The sequence below is a fragment of the Pseudomonas sp. SJZ074 genome, from assembly GCF_007828215.1.
In the GTDB taxonomy this organism is placed as follows: Bacteria; Pseudomonadota; Gammaproteobacteria; order Pseudomonadales; family Pseudomonadaceae; genus Aquipseudomonas.
Genome location: NZ_VIUE01000003.1, coordinates 223,175 through 243,758, shown reverse-complemented (window position 1 = coordinate 243,758; position 20,584 = coordinate 223,175). Strand labels below are relative to the sequence as shown.

Sequence of the window (20,584 nt, the reverse complement as noted above, 5' to 3'; positions counted from 1 at the left end):
TTTGCTTGAAGCTTGAAGCTTGAAGCTTGAAGCTTGAGCTACACGAGCGGACCGCGCGGGTAGCGCTTGAGCTTCTCGATGAGCTCCGAGCCGGGAATGGGCCGGTCGAACAGGTAGCCCTGGCCGACATCGCAGCGATGGCGGCGCAGGAACGCCAGTTGCTGGGCGGTCTCGACCCCCTCGGCCACTACCTTGAGTTTCAGGTTGTGGGCCATGGCGATCACCGCGGAGGTGATTTCCATGTCGTCCTGGTTGTCCGGGATCTCATGGATGAAGCTGCGATCGATCTTGATGATGTCGATCGGGAATTTCTTCAGGTAGCTCAGGGATGAATAGCCGGTGCCGAAGTCGTCCATGGCCAGGGTCAGACCCAGGCGCTTGAGCTGGTCGAGCTGCAAGTGGGTGTCTTCGGTGGCTTCCAGCAGCAGGCCTTCGGTCAGCTCCAGTTCCAGCAGCCGTGAGGGCAGTTGTTCTTCCTTGAGGATGCTGGCGATCGAGGCCACCAGGTCCGGGTCGGAGAACTGCTTGGGCGACAGATTGATCGCCACTTGCAGGTTGCCCAGGCCGGCGGCGGTCAACTGCTTGCTCATGCGGCAGGCCTGGCGGGCGATCCACTTGCCGATGGGGATGATCAGGCCGGTTTCCTCGGCCACGCTGATGAACTGGTCCGGCCGGATCATGCCTTTCTCCGGATGGTTCCAGCGCAGCAGCGCTTCCATGCCCAGCAGGCGACCGCTGCGCAGGCACAGCTTGGGCTGGTAGAACACGTCGAGCTCGTTCTGGGTCAGAGCGCGGCGCAGGTTGTTTTCCACGAACAGCTTGTAGCTGGCCTCAGCGTTCAGTGCTTCGGTGAAGACCTGGACCTGATGCTTGCCGTTGGCCTTGGCCTTGTGCAGGGCGAGCCCGGCGTTGCGCATCAGGGTCTGGGGATCGCGGCCATGCAGCGGGGCACAGGCCAGGCCCACCGAGCCGGTCACGCTGATCAGTTGGTTATCGACGAACATCGGTTTGTCGAGCGTCATCAGCAACTGGCTGGCGACCTGTTGCCCGGCTTCCAGGTCGGTGTCATCCAACAGCACGGCGAATTCGTTACTGGCGAAACGCGCCAGACTGCCGCTGGGGCTCAGGCTGTTGCGCAGGCGCCGGGCCAGGCTGATCAGCAGTTTGTCGCCGGTCTGGTGGCCGAGGCTGTCGTTGATGCGTTTGAAGTTGTCGATGTCCACCAGCAGCAGGCTGATGGGCGAGTCGCTGTCCCGGGCGAAGCGTTCATCGAGGTTGCGAATGAACGCCGGGCGGTTGCCCAGGTTGGTCAGGTTGTCGGTGTAGGCCAGGCGTTCGATACGCTGCTGGGCCAGCTTGGTCTGGGTGACGTCTTCGTAGATACCGATGTAGTGGGTCAGCTCGCGGTTGTCGCCATAGACCTTGGAGATCGACAGTTGGCCCCAGTAGGGTTCCAGGTTCTTACGCCGACTCTTGAACTCGCCTTGCCAGCTATTGCTCTGGGCCAGGGCCGAGGGCGCGTCGAACAGCAGCTCACTGAGGTTTTCCAGGGCCGGTAATTCGGAGAGGCGCTGGCCGTGGACTTCCTCGGTAGTGTATTGGGTGATGGCGGTGAAGCTCGGGTTGACGTATTCCACCACACCGTCGCAGTTGACCAGCAGGAACGCATTGGCGCTCTGCTCCACGGCACGCTGGAACAAGTGCAGGGCGCTGGTGGCGATGCGTCGATTGTGGTTGTTGATGACCTGGGCGAACTGGTCCGCCAGTTCGCCGGCAAAGGCGATCTCGTCCGACTGCCAGGCACGGGTAGCGCCTACCTGCTCCAGGCATAACACGCCCACTACCTGGCCGTCGATCCGCACGCTGGCATCGAGCATGGCGTTGACGTTGCGGGCGCGCAGGCTTTCAGCCATTTCCCGGGTACGTGGGTCGCGTATCGCGTTATGGGCGTCGATGGCGCGGCAGGTCTGCAGCGCTTCCATGTAGTCGGGATACTCATTGGCGTCGATCACGTCCGGCCGGAAGTATTCCTGGGAAGCGCGGTTATAGGCGGAGATCGGCACCAGCTTGCCGTCCTCCAGATTCCAGATGCTGGCGCAATCGATCTGGTAGATATCGCAGGCGCTACGGGTGATCAGTTCGGCAGCTTCCAGCAAGGAATTATTGGCGCTGTAGCGCTGGCGGGTCAGCAGCAGGATGAGGTCTTGCTGGGCGCGCACGCGGTCCAGATGCTGAAGCTGCTCCTGCTGGGCGCGCTGGTTCAGCTCCAGAGCGATTTGCAGGCGCGAGTTCTGGGTTTCCAGATCCAGGGCCGGCATCGATGGCTCGTTTTGCAGCAGGTTGTCCACCGCCAGCAGGTAGCCGCGCAGCAAGTGGCGGTTGTGCTGTTTGTACGCTTCACCCATTTCCAGCAGGTTCATGGGGCCCTTGGCGGTGTGAAGCGTATAGCGGATCAGGTAATGCGGGGCCTGGGCCAGTTGCTCTTGGATGGCGTCATGCAACTGGTAGCGCGCCTCAGGCTCCATCAGGCTGGCATAGGGTGAACTGACCAACGAGCAAAGCTCCACCGCCGGCAGACCGAAGTAGCGTTCGCAATTGGGGTCGAGGAACAGCAGAGCCCAGCTCGCTTCATTCAGCCGCTCGAAACGCAGCATACCGAGCCGCGAGGGCACCGGTAATTGCGTCACTACCTCGGCCGCCATACGGCTGGCGGCATCGGGTTGGCTTTTCATGGGGAAACTCGCTTCGAGAATGCTGATCGCGCCGGGCTGACGCCCCTCGTTATCAAGGATTGCCGCAAGGTTGCATCATTGCGACACTGGCTGACAAGAGAGATGAAGGCTAAGTGCTATAAACGTTATCGACCGACAAGCGGATTTCTCCAGTCGCCAGCCGATTAGAGGGCTTGGCGGAGGCTACCGTTCGTCAGCGCAACGGGATATCAACCACCTGCAGAGGATACCCGTCGCGGTCGTGAAAGGTCACGTGAAGGCTCTGGCTCGCGACATGCAGGTGTGCGAAGTTGTCCTGGCTGATCACTGTGCTGGTCAGCTCATAGTAATAGTCACCGTTTTCGGTCCGGGCCATGGGTGGCTTGAAAATAAAATCCGACGCGCTGGCATAAGGCAGCAGTGCGCTGTTGCAAAACGGCGAGGCAACGATGGCATGCACCTGGAAGTCGGAGTCCTGGCTGTGACAGAGTCGGCTGGTCATGGAGCCATGAACGTCACCGGATACGAAGATCACGTTCTTTACCCCATGGCGACGAATGCACTCCAGCAGTCGCAGGCGCTGTTGCGGGAAGGCCTGCCAGGCGTCGCCATCATCGAATGCGCGGTCGGGGTAGAACATGACGCTGGTGACGATGAATTTGACCCGGGCGGTGCTGTTCACCAGCCATTCGAGCAGCGACCGCTCCTGCTCGATATCCAGGATGCGCCGGTCGGCCACCGACACGTTGCGTCGTGTCCGGCTGTCAGTGACGAACCATTCGATGTCGCCGTGAGCGAGCTGATACCAGTAATGCGGCAGCGACCTGTTCAATACGCCGTCGCTTGAGAGTTCGCGGGCCGGACTATGACTGGCTTGATAGAGTTCGTAAGCGCTCATGGCGTTGGCGTAGAGGATGTCGTCATCGACTTGTCTGTTGGCCGGCCAGTTGTCTTCGATCTCATGGTCGTCGAGGATCATGTAGGTCGGTACGGAGGACATCAACCTGCTGATGTGGGGCTGGGAAAAGACCGTGCGGTACTTGAACAGGATGTCTTTGTAGGTTCGGTCCGGGGCCACAATGTTCAAGTCGTCGAGATAAACCTGGTCCCCCGCCATCAATAGACCGCTGATTGGCGGATTGGCCTGGTCGACGATGCGCTGGATGCCGGCGAACGTGCGGTCGCCGAGTTCGGGGGCTGTAGGGACGCCGGCGGTGATTCGCAGATATCGGCAAGAACCCACGATATAAGCGTGTGAAGTGCCGGTTTCCGCCGACGGGGTGCGCAACCGATGGATGTCCGCGGGCCATTGCTGCAACGGTTCCGGGGTGGTTGTGTGAGGCGCGGTGAACCAGCCGGCCTGGTATTCATAGACGGTGCCGGCTTGCAGGTTTCTTAAAATGATCACATCGGTCATGTCGCGATGGGCATGCAACTGGATGAGATGCTCATTCGTCCATCGCGTATCTCCCTGGCGCCTGTAGCGAAGTCCGGCGAATACCGCAAGCCTGGGGTCTTTGTCTCCGCGCAGGAAAATACGTGCGTGATCAGTCGTGGTGTGGCCGACAATCGGGCCGACGGTAGGTTTGAACATGTTCGAGTCCATTCGAAAATTCAGCGAAGCCTGGAGCTGTTGCCCCAGAGCCATGCTAAGGCCCGAGGCGCGATGAAGATTCAGAGGGGAGGGGACGGAGATTGTGGGAAACGACTTCGCTGGGCGTAGGACTTCAATCCTGTGGCGAGGGGTTGTCGGATGGCAGGCAAAAAAAAGCCCCGCCATTGGCGGGGTTGAGGTACGAGCGTGGCTCGGAAAACAGCGGTTCGGTCGGCCCTCCGTAAGGAGGGCCATCCGGTTTACAGCAGGATGGTGCGAATGTCGCCCAGCAAGTCACTCAGACGCTTGGTGAAGCGTGCTGCGGCGGCACCGTTGATCACGCGGTGATCGTAGGACAGCGACAGCGGCAGCATCAGCTTGGGCTGGAAGGCTTTACCGTCCCAGACCGGCTGGATGGTGGCCTTGGAAACACCCAGGATCGCCACTTCCGGCGCGTTGACGATCGGCGTGAAGCCGGTGCCACCAATGTGGCCAAGGCTGGAGATGGTGAAGCAGGCACCCTGCATGTCGTCGGCGGTGAGCTTCTTGTTCCGGGCTTTTTCGGCCAGGGCAGCGGCTTCGCCAGCCAGTTGCAGCAGGCTCTTCTGGTCGACATTGCGGATGACCGGTACCAGCAGGCCTTCCGGGGTGTCGACGGCAAAGCCGATGTGCACGTATTTCTTGCGGATCACCGCCTTGCCGCTTGGCGCCAGGGAGCTGTTGAAGTCCGGCAACTCCTTGAGCAGGTGCGCACAGGCCTTGAGCAGCAACGGCAGCACGGTCAGCTTCACGCCGGCCTTCTCGGCTACGGCTTTCTGCGCGACGCGGAAGGCTTCCAGCTCGGTGATGTCGGCCTGGTCGAACTGCGTTACGTGCGGAATGTTCAGCCAGCTGCGGTGCAGGCTCGACGCGCCGATCTGCATCAGGCGAGTCATGGCCACTTCTTCGGTTTCGCCGAAACGGCTGAAGTCCACCGCCGGGATCGGCGGGATGCCCGCGCCGCCGGTAGCGCCTTCGGCCGGTGCGTTCTTGGCCTTCTGCATCATGGCCTTGACGTAGGCCTGCACATCTTCCTTCAGCACGCGACCGTGTGGGCCACTCGGGCTGACGGCGGACAGCTCGACGCCGAACTCGCGGGCCAGCTGACGTACCGCAGGGCCGGCGTGGACCTTGGCACCGCTTGGTGCCGGTGCGGCGGCAGGGGCTGGAGCGGTCTCGGCCTTGGCGGCAGGCGCGGCAGCCGGAGCCGGCGCGGCTTCAGCCTTGGCTGGTGCAGCAGCAGGAGCTGGCGCGGCAGGCGCGGCGGCGCCAGCCACTTTCAGCTTCAGGATCAGGTCACCGGTGCCGACCTCGTCTTCCAGCTTGATCTCGACGCTTTCCACCACGCCGGCGGCCGGCGACGGGATTTCCATGCTGGCCTTGTCGGATTCCAGGGTGATCAGCGACTGGTCGGCTTCGACGGTGTCGCCGGCCTTGACCAGCACTTCGATGATCTTGGCCTTGCCTGACGAACCGATGTCCGGGACATGGATGTCCTGGACGGTGGCGGCGGCAGGCGCAGCGGCCGGAGCCGGAGCGGCTTCGGCAGCCGGGGCGGCAGCAGGCTTTTCAGCCGGCGCCGGGGCAGCCGCAGGAGTCGCTGCTTCAGGCGCCGCAGCGGCGCCTTCGACTTCCAGCTCCAGCAATTCGTCGCCTTCTTTCAGGCGATCGCCCAGCTTCACTTTCAGGCTCTTGATGACGCCGGCCTTCGGCGCAGGCACTTCCATGCTGGCCTTGTCCGACTCAAGCGTCAGGATGCTCTGGTCGGCTTCGATACGGTCGCCGACCTTCACAAACAGTTCAATTACTTCACCTTCACCGCTGCCGATGTCAGGTACGCGAATGAGTTCGCTCACGGAAATTCTCCTCAGCAGTCCAGTGGGTTGCGTTTTTCCGGATCGATGCCGAACTTGGCGATGGCCTCTGCCACCACTTTTGGTTCGATATCGCCACGGTCAGCCAGGGCTTCCAGGGCTGCCAACACAACGAACTTACGGTCGACTTCGAAGAAGTGACGCAGCTTCTTGCGGCTGTCGCTACGGCCGAAACCGTCAGTGCCCAGCACCTTGAATTCCTTGGATGGAACCCACTGGCGGATCTGCTCGGCAAACAGCTTCATGTAGTCGGTGGAGGCGATGACCGGACCTTTACGGCCGTTCAGGCACTCTTCGACATAGCTCAGTTTCGGCTTCTGGCCAGGGTGCAGACGGTTGCTGCGCTCTACGGCCAGGCCGTCGCGACGCAGTTCGTTGAAGCTGGTCACGCTCCAGACATCGGCGCCGATGTTGAACTCTTCACGCAGGATCTTCGCCGCTTCACGCACTTCGCGCAGGATGGTGCCGGAGCCCATCAGCTGGACGTGGTGAGCGGCTTCGCGGGTGTCTTCCTCGAGCAGGTACATACCCTTGACAATGCCCGCCTCTACACCGGCCGGCATGGCTGGCTGCTGGTAGGACTCGTTCATCACGGTGATGTAGTAGAAGACGTCCTGTTGCTCTTCGGTCATCTTCTTCATGCCGTCCTGGATGATCACCGCCAGCTCGTAGCCGTAGGTCGGATCGTAGGTGCGGCAGTTCGGGATGGTCCCGGCCAGCATGTGGCTGTGACCGTCTTCGTGCTGCAGGCCTTCGCCGTTCAGCGTGGTCCGGCCGGCGGTGCCGCCGATCAGGAAGCCACGGGTACGGCTGTCGCCAGCGGCCCAGGCCAGGTCGCCGATACGCTGGAAGCCGAACATCGAGTAGAAGATGTAGAACGGCAGCATCGGCTGGTTGTGGCTGGAGTACGAAGTACCGGCGGCAATGAAGGAGCTCATGGCGCCCGCTTCGTTGATGCCTTCTTCGAGGATCTGGCCTTTCTTGTCTTCGCGGTAGAACATCACCTGGTCTTTATCGACTGGCTCGTAGAGCTGGCCCACGGACGAGTAGATGCCCAGTTGGCGGAACATGCCTTCCATACCGAAGGTACGGGCTTCGTCCGGGATGATCGGGACGATGCGCTGGCCGATTTCCTTGTCCTTGACCAATTGCGCGAGGATCCGCACGAAAGCCATGGTGGTGGAGATTTCACGGTCGCCCGAGCCGTCCAGGATCGCCTTGAGGGTTTCCAGTGGCGGGGTCGGAACGCTGAAGCTCTTGGCGCGACGCTGCGGTACGAAACCGCCCAGTGCGGCACGGCGCTCGGCCAGGTAACGGGCCTCGGCACTGCCTTCCTCGGGCTTGAAGAACGGCAGGTTTTCCAGCTCGCTGTCTTTCACCGGAATGTCGAAGCGATCGCGGAACAGCTTCAGGCTGTCGACATCGACTTTCTTGGTGTTGTGCGCGGTGTTCTTCGCTTCGCCGGCACCGGTGCCATAACCCTTGATGGTCTTGGCCAGGATGACGGTCGGTTGTTCCTTGTGGTTGACCGCCTGGTGGTACGCCGCGTAGACCTTGTACGGGTCGTGGCCGCCACGGTTGAGTTTCCAGATCTCGTCGTCGGACAGATCGGCAACCATGGCCTTGAGTTCAGGCGTGTTGAAGAAGTGCTCGCGGACGAACGCGCCGTCCTTGGCCTTGTAGTTCTGGTATTCGCCGTCGATGACTTCGTCCATGCGACGTTGCAGGATACCGTCGACGTCCTTGGCCAGCAGTGGGTCCCAGAAACGGCCCCAGATGACTTTGTTGACGTTCCACTGGGCGCCACGGAACACGCCTTCGAGTTCCTGGATGATCTTGCCGTTGCCGCGAACCGGGCCGTCGAGGCGCTGCAGGTTGCAGTTGATGACGAAAATCAGGTTGTCCAGCTTCTCGCGGCCGGCCAGGGAGATCGCCCCCAGGGATTCCGGCTCGTCGCACTCGCCGTCGCCCATGAAACACCAGACTTTCTGCTTGCCCGGCTGGATGAAGCCGCGGGCTTCCAGGTACTTCATGAAGCGCGCCTGGTAGATCGCCTGGATCGGGCCCAGGCCCATCGAAACAGTCGGGAACTGCCAGAAGTCAGGCATCAGCCAAGGGTGCGGGTACGAAGACAGGCCGTTGCCGTCCACTTCCTGGCGGAAATTGTTCATCTGATCTTCGGAGATACGACCTTCCATGAACGCACGGGCGTAGACGCCTGGCGATGCGTGACCCTGGAAGTAGATCAGGTCGCCGCCGTGTTCGTCGGTCGGGGCCTGGAAGAAGTAGTTGAAGCCGATGTCATACAGCGTCGCGCTGGAAGCGAAACTGGAGATGTGACCGCCCAGGTCAGAATCTTTCAGGTTGGTGCGCATGACCATGGCCAACGCGTTCCAGCGTACCAGCGAGCGAATGCGGCGTTCCATGAACAGGTCGCCAGGCATGCGTGCTTCGTGGGTAACAGGGATCGTGTTGCGGTACGGCGTGGTGATGGCGTAGGGCAGTTGCGAACCGCTGCGGGTTGCGAGTTCGCCCATACGGGTCATCAGATAATGAGCACGGTCTTCGCCTTCTTTGTCGAGAACCGATTCCAGGGCGTCCAGCCATTCCTGGGTTTCGACGGGATCGAGGTCTTGCATGGCTTGCTCCAGGGCGGAAAGGCTACCAGAATCGGTTGCCTGAGTTTGCGACTGGCCTTGTGGGCAGACGGTATAAAATTCTTGGATTGCCGAAGGTTGTTTCGGCGGCGTGTAGTTTTACTACAAATCGTCGGCTGTTTCAGCCTTTCGGATGTATAGACGAGTAGTAAAACTACACATGAAAGGCTTTTAGCCTCTCGTTCCGTTGTGAGAATAATCGTTACTGTTGGTCTTTTGCTAACTCGAACAGGTAAAAACTTGATGTCGGCTGCCAATAAAATCAGATTTTCAGCTATTTATCATCTTTGTTCGACAGTCAATCAGGTAGTGGCTTTTGAAAAAACACTACATCCAGCCTTTCCCGCGCCGATCAAGGATAGACCATGAGCCTGCCCCTGCTTGCCGAAATACCGGCCATTCTCCAGTCATTGGTCAGCCGTGCCGAGCAGTCGTTCCGTGCGGCGGTTGCCTTGCTGGACGACGACCTCGGCCTTTGCGCCTGGACGCCTGAGCGCTGGAAGGAGTTCCATCGCGTCGCGGCCGCCAGTGATTTTGTCATCGAGCAGAGCCTGCGCGACCCTTCGATGCTACTGGAACTGGTGCGCAGTGGCGAACTGGACCGCAGCCTGACCGCCGGCGAAATGTGCGCGCAGATCGGCGCTGCGGTGCAGGCCGCCGAGAGCGAGGATGAATTGGGGCGAGTTCTGCGCCGCCAGCGGACCCGCCAGCAGGTGCGGATCATCTGGCGCGACCTGAACCGCAAGGCCGATCTCGTCCAGACCTGTCGCGATCTTTCGGACATGGCCGATACCTGCATCGACCAGGCCTACCAATGGCTGTACCTGCGTCTTAGCCAACAATTCGGCACGCCCACCGGCCGGCGCAGCGGCGCCGCGCAGCACATGGTCATCCTGGGCATGGGCAAGCTGGGCGCGGTGGAGTTGAACCTGTCTTCGGACATCGACCTGATTTTCGCCTACCCCGAGGGCGGTGAAACCGTTGGTGTGAAGCGACCTCTGGATAATCAGGAGTTCTTCATCCGCGTTGGCCAGCGCCTGATCAAGGCCCTGGATCCCATGACCGTCGACGGTTTCGTGTTCCGCGTCGACATGCGCCTGCGTCCCTATGGCTCGGCCGGTGCGCTGGTGCTGAGCTTCAATGCCCTGGAGCAGTATTATCAGGACCAGGGGCGCGACTGGGAACGCTACGCGATGATCAAGGCGCGGGTGGTGGCGGGCGACCAGGTGGCGGGTGCACAGTTGCTCGATATGTTGCGTCCGTTCGTTTATCGCCGTTACCTGGATTTTTCCGCGATCGAAGCGCTGCGCACCATGAAACAGCTGATCCAGCAGGAAGTGCGGCGCAAAGGCATGGCCGACAATATCAAGCTGGGGGCGGGCGGTATCCGTGAAGTGGAGTTCATCGCCCAGGCATTCCAGTTGATCCATGGCGGGCGTGACCTGAGCCTGCAACAGCGGCCACTGCTGAAAGTGCTGGGCACCCTGGAAGGCCAGGGTTATCTGCCCGCCAAGGTGATCGACGAGCTGCGCCAGGGCTATGAATTCCTGCGTTATACCGAACATGCAATCCAGGCCATTGCCGATCGCCAGACCCAGATGCTGCCGGACAGTCCCCAGGACCAGGCGCGCATTGCATTCATGCTGGGTTTTGCCGACTGGGCGGCGTTCCACGAGCAATTGATGTATTGGCGTGGACGGGTGGCCTGGCATTTTGGCCAGGTCATCGCCGATCCGGATGAGGAAGAGGGCGGCGAAAGCGAAGTGGTGGTGGGCGGCGAATGGCTGCCGTTGTGGGAAGACAGCCAGGATGAAGAGGCCGCGTGCCGCCAGTTGCAGGAGGGTGGTTTCGTCGATGCGCCCAAGGCGCTGAAGGCGCTGGCCGTGCTGCGTACCAGCCCGCAACTGCGCGCCATGCAGCGTCTGGGGCGTGAGCGCCTGGATGCATTCATTCCGCGCCTGCTGGCCCAGGCGGTGGAGCATGCCGACCCAGACCTGGTGCTAGAGCGGGTATTGCCCCTGGTGGAGGCGGTGGCCCGTCGCTCGGCCTATCTGGTGCTGCTGACGGAAAACCCCGGCGCCCTGCGGCGCTTGCTGACGCTGTGCGCGGCAAGCCCGTGGATCGCTGAGCAGATCACCCGTTTCCCCTTGCTGCTGGACGAGTTGCTCAATGAAGGCCGTTTATTCAAGCCGCCCTTGGCGCCAGAGCTGGCGGCGGAGTTGCGCGAACGCCTGACGCGCATTCCGGAGGATGACCTGGAGCAGCAGATGGAAGCCCTGCGGCATTTCAAACTGGCGCACCGGCTGCGGGTGGCCGCGTCGGAAATCGCCGGCAGCCTGCCGCTGATGAAGGTCAGCGATTACCTGACCTGGCTGGCCGAGGCGATCCTCGAACAAGTCCTGGCCCTGGCCTGGCGCCAGACGGCGGCCAAGCATGGCGTACCGTTGCGCACGAACGGCAGCCTGTGCGATCCGGGCTTCATTATTGTCGGTTATGGAAAAGTCGGCGGCCTGGAATTGGGGCATGGTTCCGACCTGGACCTGGTGTTCATCCATGACGGCGACCCCCAAGCGGAAACCGACGGGCCAAAACCCATCGACGGCGCGCAGTTCTTTACCCGGCTCGGCCAACGGATCATCCATTTGCTGACGGCCCAGACCAACTCCGGGCAGCTATATGAAGTGGACATGCGCCTGCGGCCGTCGGGGGCGTCGGGATTGCTGGTCAGTTCGCTTGGGGCATTTGCCCGCTACCAGGAGAATGAAGCCTGGACCTGGGAGCACCAGGCGCTCGTGCGGGCCCGAGTGTTGGTGGGTAGCCAGGATGTGGGCCAGGCCTTCGAGAAAGTCCGGGCCCAGGTGTTGGGACGCAAACGCGACCTGCCAACGTTGCGCCAGGAGGTCAGTGAGATGCGGGCCAAGATGCGCGACAACCTTGGCAGCAAGGCCACGGCCGCCGGGACCGCACCAAACGCTTTCGAGGCCACGGCGCCCTTCGACCTCAAACAGGACGCAGGAGGTATCGTCGATATTGAATTTATGGTGCAATACGCGGCCCTGGCGTGGTCCGAGGAACACCCCTCGCTGGCGCGCTACACCGATAACATCCGCATCCTGGAGGGGTTGCAAGAGGTTGGCCTGATGCCGCCCGAAGATGCCACCCTGCTGCGCGAGGCTTATAAAGCCTACCGCTCCGCCGCCCATCGCCAGGCCCTGCAAAAAGAGGCCGGGGTGATCACCGGCGATCAATTCGTGGATGAGCGCCGACAGGTGCTGCGGATCTGGCGTGAGCTGGGATTGAGTTGAGTATTGATGTGGGAGCAAGCCTGCTCGCGAAAGCGGAGTGTCAGGCGGCAGTGATGTCGAGAGTGCCGGCCTCATCGCGAGCAGGCTCGCTCCCACAGTTGGATTTGCGGTGCAGCACCGGGTTTGGAACGAATGAAGCGCCCTTGTGGGAGCGAGCCTGCTCGCGATAGCGCAATGTCAGGCAGCGCATATGTTGGATGTGATGGCCCTTTCGCGAGCAAGCCCGCTCCCACAGTGGGTTGCAGTGTTTTAGGCGGGGAGGCGTAGGCCTCCCCGTATCGTTTTTGGAAAGCACATGAATATTCTGATCGTTGGGCCCAGTTGGGTCGGTGACATGGTGATGGCGCAGACATTGTTCCAGTGTCTGAAACAGCTTCACCCGCAATGCGAGATCGACGTCCTGGCGCCCGAGTGGAGCCGGCCGATCCTGGAACGCATGCCGCAAGTACGCAAAGCCTTGAGCTTTCCGCTCGGTCACGGTGCGCTGGAGCTGGCGACCCGTCGACGCATCGGCAAGTCCTTGGCCGGTCAATATGACCAGGCGATCCTGTTGCCCAACTCGTTGAAGTCCGCATTGGTGCCGTTCTTCGCCGGCATCCCCAAGCGTACCGGCTGGCGCGGCGAGTTCCGCTATGGCCTGCTCAACGATGTGCGCACGCTGGACAAAGACCGCTATCCGCTGATGATCGAGCGTTTCATGGCCCTGGCCTATGCGCCGGGTGCCGAGTTGCCCAAGCCCTACCCACGCCCCGATCTGCAGATTGACCCGGTGACCCGCGAAGCGGCGCTGGCCAAGTTCGGCCTGAGCCTGGACCGCCCGGTGTTGGCACTGTGCCCCGGTGCCGAGTTCGGTGAGTCCAAGCGTTGGCCGGCGGATCATTACGCCCAGGTGGCCGAAGCGAAGATCCGCGAAGGCTGGCAAGTCTGGTTGTTCGGTTCGAAAAACGATCACTCGGTGGGCGAAGATATCCGCTCGCGGCTGATTCCGGGCCTGCGGGAAGAGTCGGTAAACCTCAGTGGTGACACCTCCCTGGCGGAGGCTATCGACCTGTTGTCCTGCGCCGATTCGGTGGTGTCCAACGATTCCGGGCTGATGCACGTGGCCGCGGCCCTGAACCGTCCGTTGGTGGCCGTCTACGGCTCCACCTCGCCGGGCTTTACGCCGCCGCTGGCCGACAAGGTCGAAGTCGTGCGCCTGGGCATCGAGTGTAGCCCGTGCTTCGACCGTACCTGCCGCTTCGGTCATTACAATTGCCTGCGTCAGCTCATGCCGCCGTTGGTGAACGATGCCCTGGCACGTTTGCAAGGCACCCCCGTGGAGGTCCGGTAAGTTGCGGGTATTGCTGATCAAGACCTCTTCGCTGGGCGATGTGGTTCACACGCTGCCGGCGTTGACCGACGCGGCGCGGGCGATTCCCGGTATCCGCTTCGATTGGGTGGTGGAAGAAGGTTTCGCCGAGATCCCGACCTGGCACCCGGCCGTGGGCAAGGTCATCCCGGTGGCGATCCGTCGCTGGCGCAAGCACCTCTGGCAAACCATCAAGAGCGGCGAGTGGCGACGCTTCAAACAGAACATGCGTGCCGAACGGTATGACCTGGTGATCGATGCCCAGGGCTTGCTGAAAAGCGCCTGGCTGACCCGCTACGTCAAGGCGCCGGTGGCTGGCCTGGATAAGAATTCGGCTCGCGAACCCCTGGCGGCGCGCTTCTATTCCCGTCGCCTGGCGGTGGCGCGTGGTCAGCATGCGGTAGAGCGCGTGCGACAATTGTTCGCCGTGGCGCTGGGCTACGACTTGCCTCAGAGCCTGGGCAACTATGGCTTGAATGTCGATCGTCTGGTGGAGTTGCCGCGTGCCTATCCTTATGTGGTATTCCTGCATGGCACGACCTGGGAATCCAAGCACTGGCCGGAGCTGTATTGGCGCCAGCTCACCGAGCGCATGGGCCAGTTCGGCGTGGTAGTGAAGTTGCCGTGGGGGAACCCACAGGAAAAAGCCCGGGCCGAACGTATCGCCAAAGGGCTGCGCAACGCCCTGGTGCTGCCCAAACTGAACCTGGGCGGGATGGGCAAGGTGCTGGCCGGCGCCCAGGCCTGTGTGGCGGTGGACACTGGCCTTGGTCATCTGGCCGCCGCCCTGGACGTGCCGACCATTTCGCTGCTCGGCCCCACCAACCCGGTATTGACCGGCGCCTATGGCAAGGGCCAGATCCATCTCGCCAGCGATTTCCCCTGCGCGCCCTGCATGCAGAAACAATGCACTTATCCGCCGACCGCCGAAGATGCCCGTCGGTTTGACCTGAAACGCGAGCAGCCTTTGTGCTTTACGCGACTGAACCCCGAGCGTGTTGCCAGCCACCTGAGCACGTTATTGGCTGAGGAGCCGCGCTGATGCAATTGGCTTTTGTCCTTTATAAGTACTTTCCCTTCGGCGGCCTGCAGCGTGACTTCATGCGCATCGCCCTGGAATGCCAGCGGCGTGGTCATCAGATCCGTGTCTATACGCTGATCTGGGAAGGTGACGTCCCGCCGGGCTTCGAAGTGCTGGTGGCGCCGGTCAAGGCGCTGTTCAATCATCGTCGCAACGAGAAACTCAGTGCGTGGATGGAAGCCGACCTGGCCAAGCGCCCGGTGGACCGTCTGATCGGCTTCAACAAGATGCCTGGCCTGGACGTGTATTACGCCGCCGACGGTTGTTTCGAGGACAAGGCGCAGACCCTGCGCAATTCCCTGTATCGGCGCTGGGGTCGCTACCGGCATTTCGCCGAGTACGAGCGAGCGGTGTTCGCCAGGGATGCCAAGACCGACGTGCTGATGATTTCCGAAGTCCAGCAGCCGCTGTTCATCAAGCATTACGGCACGCCGCTGGAGCGCTTCCACCTGTTGCCGCCGGGCATCGCCCAGGACCGTCGCCGACCCGCCGATGCCGATGCGATCCGTGCCGCGTTCCGTGCCGAGTTCGAGCTGGCCGATGACGATCTGTTATTGGTGCAGATCGGCTCCGGGTTCAAGACCAAGGGCGTGGATCGCAGCCTGAAGGCGCTCGCCGCACTGCCTGCCGAACTGAAGAAACGTACCCGGCTGTTTGTAATCGGTCAGGATGACCCCAAGGTATTCCAATTGCAGAGCGCCGCGTTGGGGCTCGGTGACAACGTGCGGTTCCTCAAGGGGCGCAGCGATATCCCGCGGTTCCTCCTGGGCGCCGACCTGTTGATCCATCCGGCGTACAACGAGAATACCGGCACCGTGCTGCTCGAAGCGCTGGTGGCCGGGCTGCCGGTCCTGGTCAGCGCGGTGTGCGGGTACGCTCATTACATTGCCGAGGCTGACAGTGGGCTGGTGCTGGACGAACCGTTCGAACAGGCGCAGCTCACCGAGTACCTGGAGCGAATGCTGGGGGATGCCGATGCGCGGGCGGCCTGGAGCCGCAATGGTCTGGCCTTCGCTGAAGCGGCCGACCTCTACAGCATGCCGCAGCACGCGGCCGATGTGATATTGGCGGAGCACCCGTAATGAAATTGATGCTGGCCGAACCGTTCAAGAGCCTTTGGGCCGGGCGCGATGCGTTCGCTGAAGTCGAAGCGCTCAAGGGCGAGGTCTATCGTGAACTGGAAGCCCGGCGCACCTTGCGCACGGAGGTGGACGGGCGCGGCTTTTTCGTGAAGATCCACCGGGGCATCGGTTGGGGCGAGATCGTCAAGAACCTGGTCACCGCCAAGCTGCCTGTCCTCGGTGCGGGGCAGGAGTGGAAAGCCATCCAGCGCCTGCAGGAAGTCGGCGTGCCGACCATGACCGCCGTTGCGTATGGCGAAAAGGGCCAGAATCCGGCGGACCAGCATTCTTTCATCGTCACCGAAGAACTGGCGCCGACCATCAGCCTTGAAGACTTCAGCATCGACTGGGTCAAGCATCCGCCGCAACCGGCACTCAAGCGGGCTCTGATCGCCGAAGTAGCACGCATGACCGGCATGATGCACCGCGCCGGGGTCAACCATCGCGACTGCTACATCTGCCATTTTCTGCTGCACACCGACAAACCGGTGACCCCAGAGGATTTCAAGCTCTCGGTGATCGACCTGCACCGCGCCCAGACCCGTCCGGCCATCACCACCCGCTGGCGCAACAAAGACTTGGCTGCGCTGTATTTCTCGGCACTGGATATCGGTCTGACCCGTCGCGACAAGCTGCGCTTCCTGAAGGGCTATTTCCAGCAGCCGCTGCGCCGGATCCTGGTGCAGGAGGCCACCTTGTTGAGCTGGCTCGAAGCCAAGGCCAACAAGCTCTATGCCCGCAAACAACGATACGGGGATGCGCTCTGATGTCGGGCTGGACACTGGAACCGGCCTACGCCGAGCTGGCGCAGGATTTCGGCAGTCTCGACGCGGTGTTTGCCCTGCAAGGGGAGCGCCTGACCCGTGACCCATTGTCGGAGGTGATCCGGGTACAGCGCAATGGTGTGAACTATTACGTCAAGCGCTACGTCGGGGCTGGCAAAGGCTTGCGCCGTTACCTGGGCAAGCCGCGGGTCAAGTCCGAATGGCAGAACCTCAAGCGTTTCGCCAAGTGGGGCATTCCCACGGCCGAGGTCGTGGCATGGGGCCTGGAACGTCACGGCGCGGCCTATGCACGGGGAGCGTTGATCACCCGCGAACTGCCCCATACCGAAGACCTCTCGGCCCTGGCCGAGCATCACGACCTGCGGCTGGCTGACCGCGCCTGGGTCGATGGAGTGAGTCGGCAACTGGCCGGCTATACCCGGACCATGCACGAACACCGTTTCACCCATAACGACCTGAAATGGCGAAATCTACTGGTCGACGACCAGTCGCGGCTGTTCCTGATCGACTGCCCGAACGGTGATTTCTGGCGTGGCCTCTGGCTCAAGTACCGCATCACCAAGGACCTGGCGTGCCTGGACAAAGTCGCCAAGTATCACTTGTCGGCCACCCAGCGCCTGCGTTTCTACCTGCAATACCGCCAGCGCGACCGACTCGATACGTGCGACAAGAAACGCATTCGTCACGTGGTGAGATTTTTCGAGGGACGTGAATGACTGATTTCCTGGCCGCTGAAGACCGGCCATTGCTGGAGCGCCACGGGCTGGACAGTTTCGACGCCTTGTGGGCTCGGCAACTGGACGCGGTGGACGAACCCAATACCTCGGGAGACGGCTGGAGCAGCGTGTTCCGGCTGGAACTGGAAGGGCGGGGCTATTACCTCAAGCGCCAGAGCAATTACCTGACGCGAACCTTATCCCACCCCTTCGGTGAGCCGAGTTTTTCCCGGGAGTTTCGCAACATCAGCCGTTATCGCCAGTTGGGGATTCCGGCCCTGCAAGCGGTGTTCTACGGCCAGCGCAAGATCGACGGCGAAGTGCGGGCGATCCTGCTGACGCGGGCCCTGGATGGCTGGGATGACCTGGACTCGCTGTTGCAAGACTGGCCGCAGCTGACGGTGGCACAGCGTTCTACCGTCCTGGAAGCCTGCGGTCTATTGGCGCGGCGCCTGCACGGCATGCATCAGGTTCATGGTTGCTTTTACCCCAAGCACATCTTTCTGCAAGCAACTGCCAAGGGTTATCAGGCGCAGTTGATCGACCTGGAGAAGACCCGCCCGCTGCTGTTCGGTCAGCGCGACAGGGTCAAGGATCTTGAGCCTTTGCTGCGTCGCGCGTCAGTCTGGAATGAAAGCGAGGTTCGCCAGTTGCTGGCTATCTATCTGGACCAGCCACCGGACGCCGTTCTGGTCGATCGCTGGTTGACCCGCCTGGTCGCCCGGCGCAGTCACAAGGAAGCTCGTTGATGCATTTGTCCGAATTGAAAAATGCCGGCCGAAGCCCCAGCCTGCCATTGAGCCTGGAGCTGGCCGACGCCGCCGGCCCGGCGCAATTGCAGTTGCTGTCGCTGTTACGGGTGTTGCCGGGGCAGCGCTATGTCGGGGCGGGCATCTGGCGTGGTCGGCCGGTGCTGGCCAAATTGCTGGTCGGTAGCAAGGCAGCCCGGCATTTCCAGCGCGAGCTGCAAGGCGTGCGCCTGCTGGCGGAGCAGGGTTTGACGACGCCGATGTTGTTGGCCGACGGCCTGAAAGATGGCGAGGGCGGCTGGTTGCTGTTCGAGTTTCTCGAAGGCGCCGAAAGCCTGGGAGATGCCTGGAAACAGGTTGAGCACCTGCCTCTGCTGGCCGATGAGCAAACGGCGGTGCTGGCCGAGGCCTTGGGGGCCGTCGCGCAACTGCATGGCAAAGGCTTGTGGCAGGAAGACTTGCACTTGGACAACCTGCTTCGCCACGACGGTGAACTCTATTTGATCGACGGTGCCGGCATCCGTGCCGAGACGCCGGGGCAACCATTGTCGCGACAGAAAGTGCTGGAAAATCTTGGGGTGTTTTTCGCCCAGTTACCCAAGTCCATAGCCCCGTTCACCGAAGAGTTGCTGGTGCATTATCTGCTGGCCAACTCCGAGCACGCGCTGCCCATGGAGGCGCTGCAAAAGCAGATCGACAAGGTGCACACCTGGCGTTTGAAGGACTTCATGGAGAAGGTCGGGCGCGAATGCAGCCTGTTCAGTGTGCAACGTGGGCCGTTCGGCTTGCGGGCGATCCGGCGTGACGAAGAAGCGGCCATGGTGCCGGTGCTGGCGCGAGCGGATGCCTTGCTGGACCACGGCCACTTGTACAAGACCGGTGGCGCGGCGAGTGTCGGCAAAGTCGAGGTGGACGACCGTACCCTGGTCATCAAACGCTACAACATCAAAAACATCGCCCATTGGCTCAAGCGCTTCTGGCGTCCCAGTCGTGCCTGGCATTCCTGGCGCGAAGGTCATCGCCTGGCGTTTCTCGGCATTGCCACCCCCAAGCCCCTGGCGTTGCTGGAAAAGCGTTTCCTGTGGCTGCGTCGGGGTGCCTACCTGGTGACCGAGCATCTGTCGGGCCCCGACATCATCGAGCGCTTCGCCCCTTACGTGGAAAGCGGCGAGGCGCCCGAACCCGAGTTACTGGCGTTGGAGCGATTGTTCGCCGACCTGCTCCGCGAGCGCATCAGCCACGGCGATTTGAAGGGCCACAACCTGTTCTGGCAGCACGACCGCTGGGCGCTGATCGATCTGGACGCCATGTGCCAGCACCGCACCCATGCCAGCTTCGCCCCGGCCTACGTCCGTGATCGCGCGCGGTTCATGCGCAATTGGCCGCAGGACAGTGCGTTGTATCGGGTGATTGATCAGCGGCTGCCTAAAGAGGTCCGGGCATCAGCGTGATGCCTATGCGACACGTCTTTTAACGGATCAAAATGTAGGTGTTCTGATTCTTGTGTTCAGTACGCCTCGAGAGGGAGTCGTGGCCCATGCCAGATCATTCAGTGCCTGCTCAGCAATTTTCACTTTTTGAGATTGAGGCTGAAAAGCCCAGCAGCGAGGATAAACCTGCCATCCCGGGCGGGAAATTTAGCGATTTCATCGTGTACGTGGATGAGAGTGGCGATCATGGAATGCAGACGCTGGATCCCAACTATCCCATGTTTGTACTGGCTTTTTGCGTTTTTCATAAGCGCCACTACTGTGAGAAGGTCATCCCTGCATTGCAGAAGTTCAAGTTCAATCATATGGGGCATGATCTAATCGGGCTGCATGCGCTGGAAATCCGTAAGGAGAAAGGCGCTTTTACCAGTCTGTTTGTATCCAGGCAGCACAAACACGCCTTTCTTGATGAGCTGACCAGCATCATTGAGGCGAGCAATTTTATTCTAATCAGTTGCGTTATAGATAAGACGAGGCTGCGTGAGAGGCAAGGCGGTGCGGATAATCCGTACCACGTCGCTTTGGGTTTCTGTCTGGAAACGCTTTACGAGTTTCTGAAGGAGAAGGCCCAGCACGATGCGTTGACTCATGTGATCGTCGAACGAAGAGGGAAAAAAGAAGATAACGAACTTGAACTGGAGTTCCGCCGGATGTGTGACGGTGCTAATCGTATGGGGATTCAACTTCCGTTTGATGTTGTCTTTGCGACTAAGCAGGTTAACTCTACTGGCTTGCAGCTAGCAGATCTCGTTGCGAGACCTATTGGTATGAGTGTCTTGCGTGCCGGTCAGGAAAACCGGGCTTTTGATGTGCTCAAGCGCAAATTCTATTGCAGCGGCGGGCGTGACAAAGCCGGAGAAGGTTTTGAAAACTGGGGATTGAAAATATTCCCGCTTCCAGAAAGCGAAAAGCCCCGGTGAAACTCACCGAGGCTTAGACGCCGACCGGGATCCCCCAGTCCATTTGCGCGAAGTCTATGTTGGTAGCCATCAGCTGTCAATGGACATGGTAGTCGATAACTCGCCACAAGCTTGCCGCTTGTCGCTAGAGGCTTAAGACCGCTTTTAAGCTATAATCCCGCCCTTTCTGCCCCGCGCCCCGGCGAGCGGCACAT

Annotated in this window: 13 protein-coding genes; 9 read left to right on the top strand and 4 right to left on the bottom strand. The window is 61.2% G+C overall.

Features of this window, described 5'->3' with window-relative positions; genetic code table 11:
- Positions 1 to 38 precede the first annotated feature (38 nt).
- The 4 genes from FBX99_RS05615 to aceE all read right to left on the bottom strand — a co-directional run bounded on the left by FBX99_RS05615 (position 39) and on the right by aceE (position 8,857).
- A complete protein-coding gene (locus FBX99_RS05615) occupies positions 39 to 2,732 on the bottom strand; it encodes a bifunctional diguanylate cyclase/phosphodiesterase (RefSeq protein WP_144928039.1) in 2,694 nt (897 codons plus the stop codon).
- A 193-nt stretch (positions 2,733 to 2,925) separates the two neighbouring features.
- Positions 2,926 to 4,305, bottom strand: coding sequence for an alkaline phosphatase D family protein (locus FBX99_RS05610; protein ID WP_145130870.1), 1,380 nt, complete (start codon positions 4,303 to 4,305; stop codon positions 2,926 to 2,928).
- Positions 4,306 to 4,565: 260 nt separating this feature from the next.
- Positions 4,566 to 6,200: a dihydrolipoyllysine-residue acetyltransferase gene (aceF, locus tag FBX99_RS05605; RefSeq protein ID WP_145130869.1), complete on the bottom strand. Its 1,635-nt coding sequence runs from the start codon at positions 6,198 to 6,200 to the stop codon at positions 4,566 to 4,568.
- Positions 6,201 to 6,211: 11 nt separating this feature from the next.
- Positions 6,212 to 8,857 carry a pyruvate dehydrogenase (acetyl-transferring), homodimeric type gene (aceE, locus tag FBX99_RS05600; RefSeq protein ID WP_144928048.1) on the bottom strand — a complete coding sequence of 882 codons (2,646 nt, stop codon included), beginning with the start codon at positions 8,855 to 8,857 and terminating at the stop codon, positions 6,212 to 6,214.
- Positions 8,858 to 9,240: 383 nt separating this feature from the next.
- Between aceE and glnE the strand changes: the two genes are divergently transcribed.
- From glnE to FBX99_RS05550, 9 genes are all read left to right on the top strand, one after another.
- The gene (gene glnE, locus FBX99_RS05595) at positions 9,241 to 12,180 is read left to right on the top strand and encodes a bifunctional [glutamate--ammonia ligase]-adenylyl-L-tyrosine phosphorylase/[glutamate--ammonia-ligase] adenylyltransferase (RefSeq protein WP_144928050.1); all 2,940 of its coding nucleotides are present in this window, start codon (positions 9,241 to 9,243) and stop codon (positions 12,178 to 12,180) included.
- 295 nt (positions 12,181 to 12,475) lie between these two features.
- Positions 12,476 to 13,510 (top strand): lipopolysaccharide heptosyltransferase II, encoded by a 1,035-nt coding sequence (waaF, locus tag FBX99_RS05585; protein ID WP_144928056.1) that lies wholly within the window; start codon positions 12,476 to 12,478, stop codon positions 13,508 to 13,510.
- Between the two features lies 1 nt (position 13,511).
- Complete coding sequence (gene waaC / locus FBX99_RS05580; RefSeq protein WP_145130977.1) at positions 13,512 to 14,570, top strand: lipopolysaccharide heptosyltransferase I; 1,059 nt, start codon at positions 13,512 to 13,514, stop codon at positions 14,568 to 14,570.
- A complete protein-coding gene (locus FBX99_RS05575) occupies positions 14,570 to 15,691 on the top strand; it encodes a glycosyltransferase family 4 protein (RefSeq protein ID WP_145130867.1) in 1,122 nt (373 codons plus the stop codon). The genes waaC and FBX99_RS05575 overlap by 1 nt, the downstream gene beginning before the upstream one ends.
- Positions 15,691 to 16,497, top strand: coding sequence for a lipopolysaccharide core heptose(I) kinase RfaP (gene rfaP, locus FBX99_RS05570; protein ID WP_144928059.1), 807 nt, complete (start codon positions 15,691 to 15,693; stop codon positions 16,495 to 16,497). The genes FBX99_RS05575 and rfaP overlap by 1 nt, the downstream gene beginning before the upstream one ends.
- A complete protein-coding gene (locus FBX99_RS05565; protein WP_145130865.1) occupies positions 16,497 to 17,231 on the top strand; it encodes a lipopolysaccharide kinase InaA family protein in 735 nt (244 codons plus the stop codon). The genes rfaP and FBX99_RS05565 overlap by 1 nt, the downstream gene beginning before the upstream one ends.
- Positions 17,228 to 17,980, top strand: a complete 753-nt coding sequence (locus tag FBX99_RS05560) for a lipopolysaccharide kinase InaA family protein (protein WP_144928065.1) — start codon at positions 17,228 to 17,230, stop codon at positions 17,978 to 17,980. Before FBX99_RS05565 ends, FBX99_RS05560 begins: the two co-directional genes overlap by 4 nt.
- Positions 17,980 to 19,431 (top strand): lipopolysaccharide kinase InaA family protein, encoded by a 1,452-nt coding sequence (locus FBX99_RS05555; RefSeq protein ID WP_145130863.1) that lies wholly within the window; start codon positions 17,980 to 17,982, stop codon positions 19,429 to 19,431. Before FBX99_RS05560 ends, FBX99_RS05555 begins: the two co-directional genes overlap by 1 nt.
- Before the next feature lie 86 nt (positions 19,432 to 19,517).
- Entirely contained in the window at positions 19,518 to 20,390 is an 873-nt protein-coding gene (locus tag FBX99_RS05550; RefSeq protein WP_144928071.1) for a DUF3800 domain-containing protein, read from the top strand.
- Positions 20,391 to 20,584 lie beyond the last annotated feature (194 nt).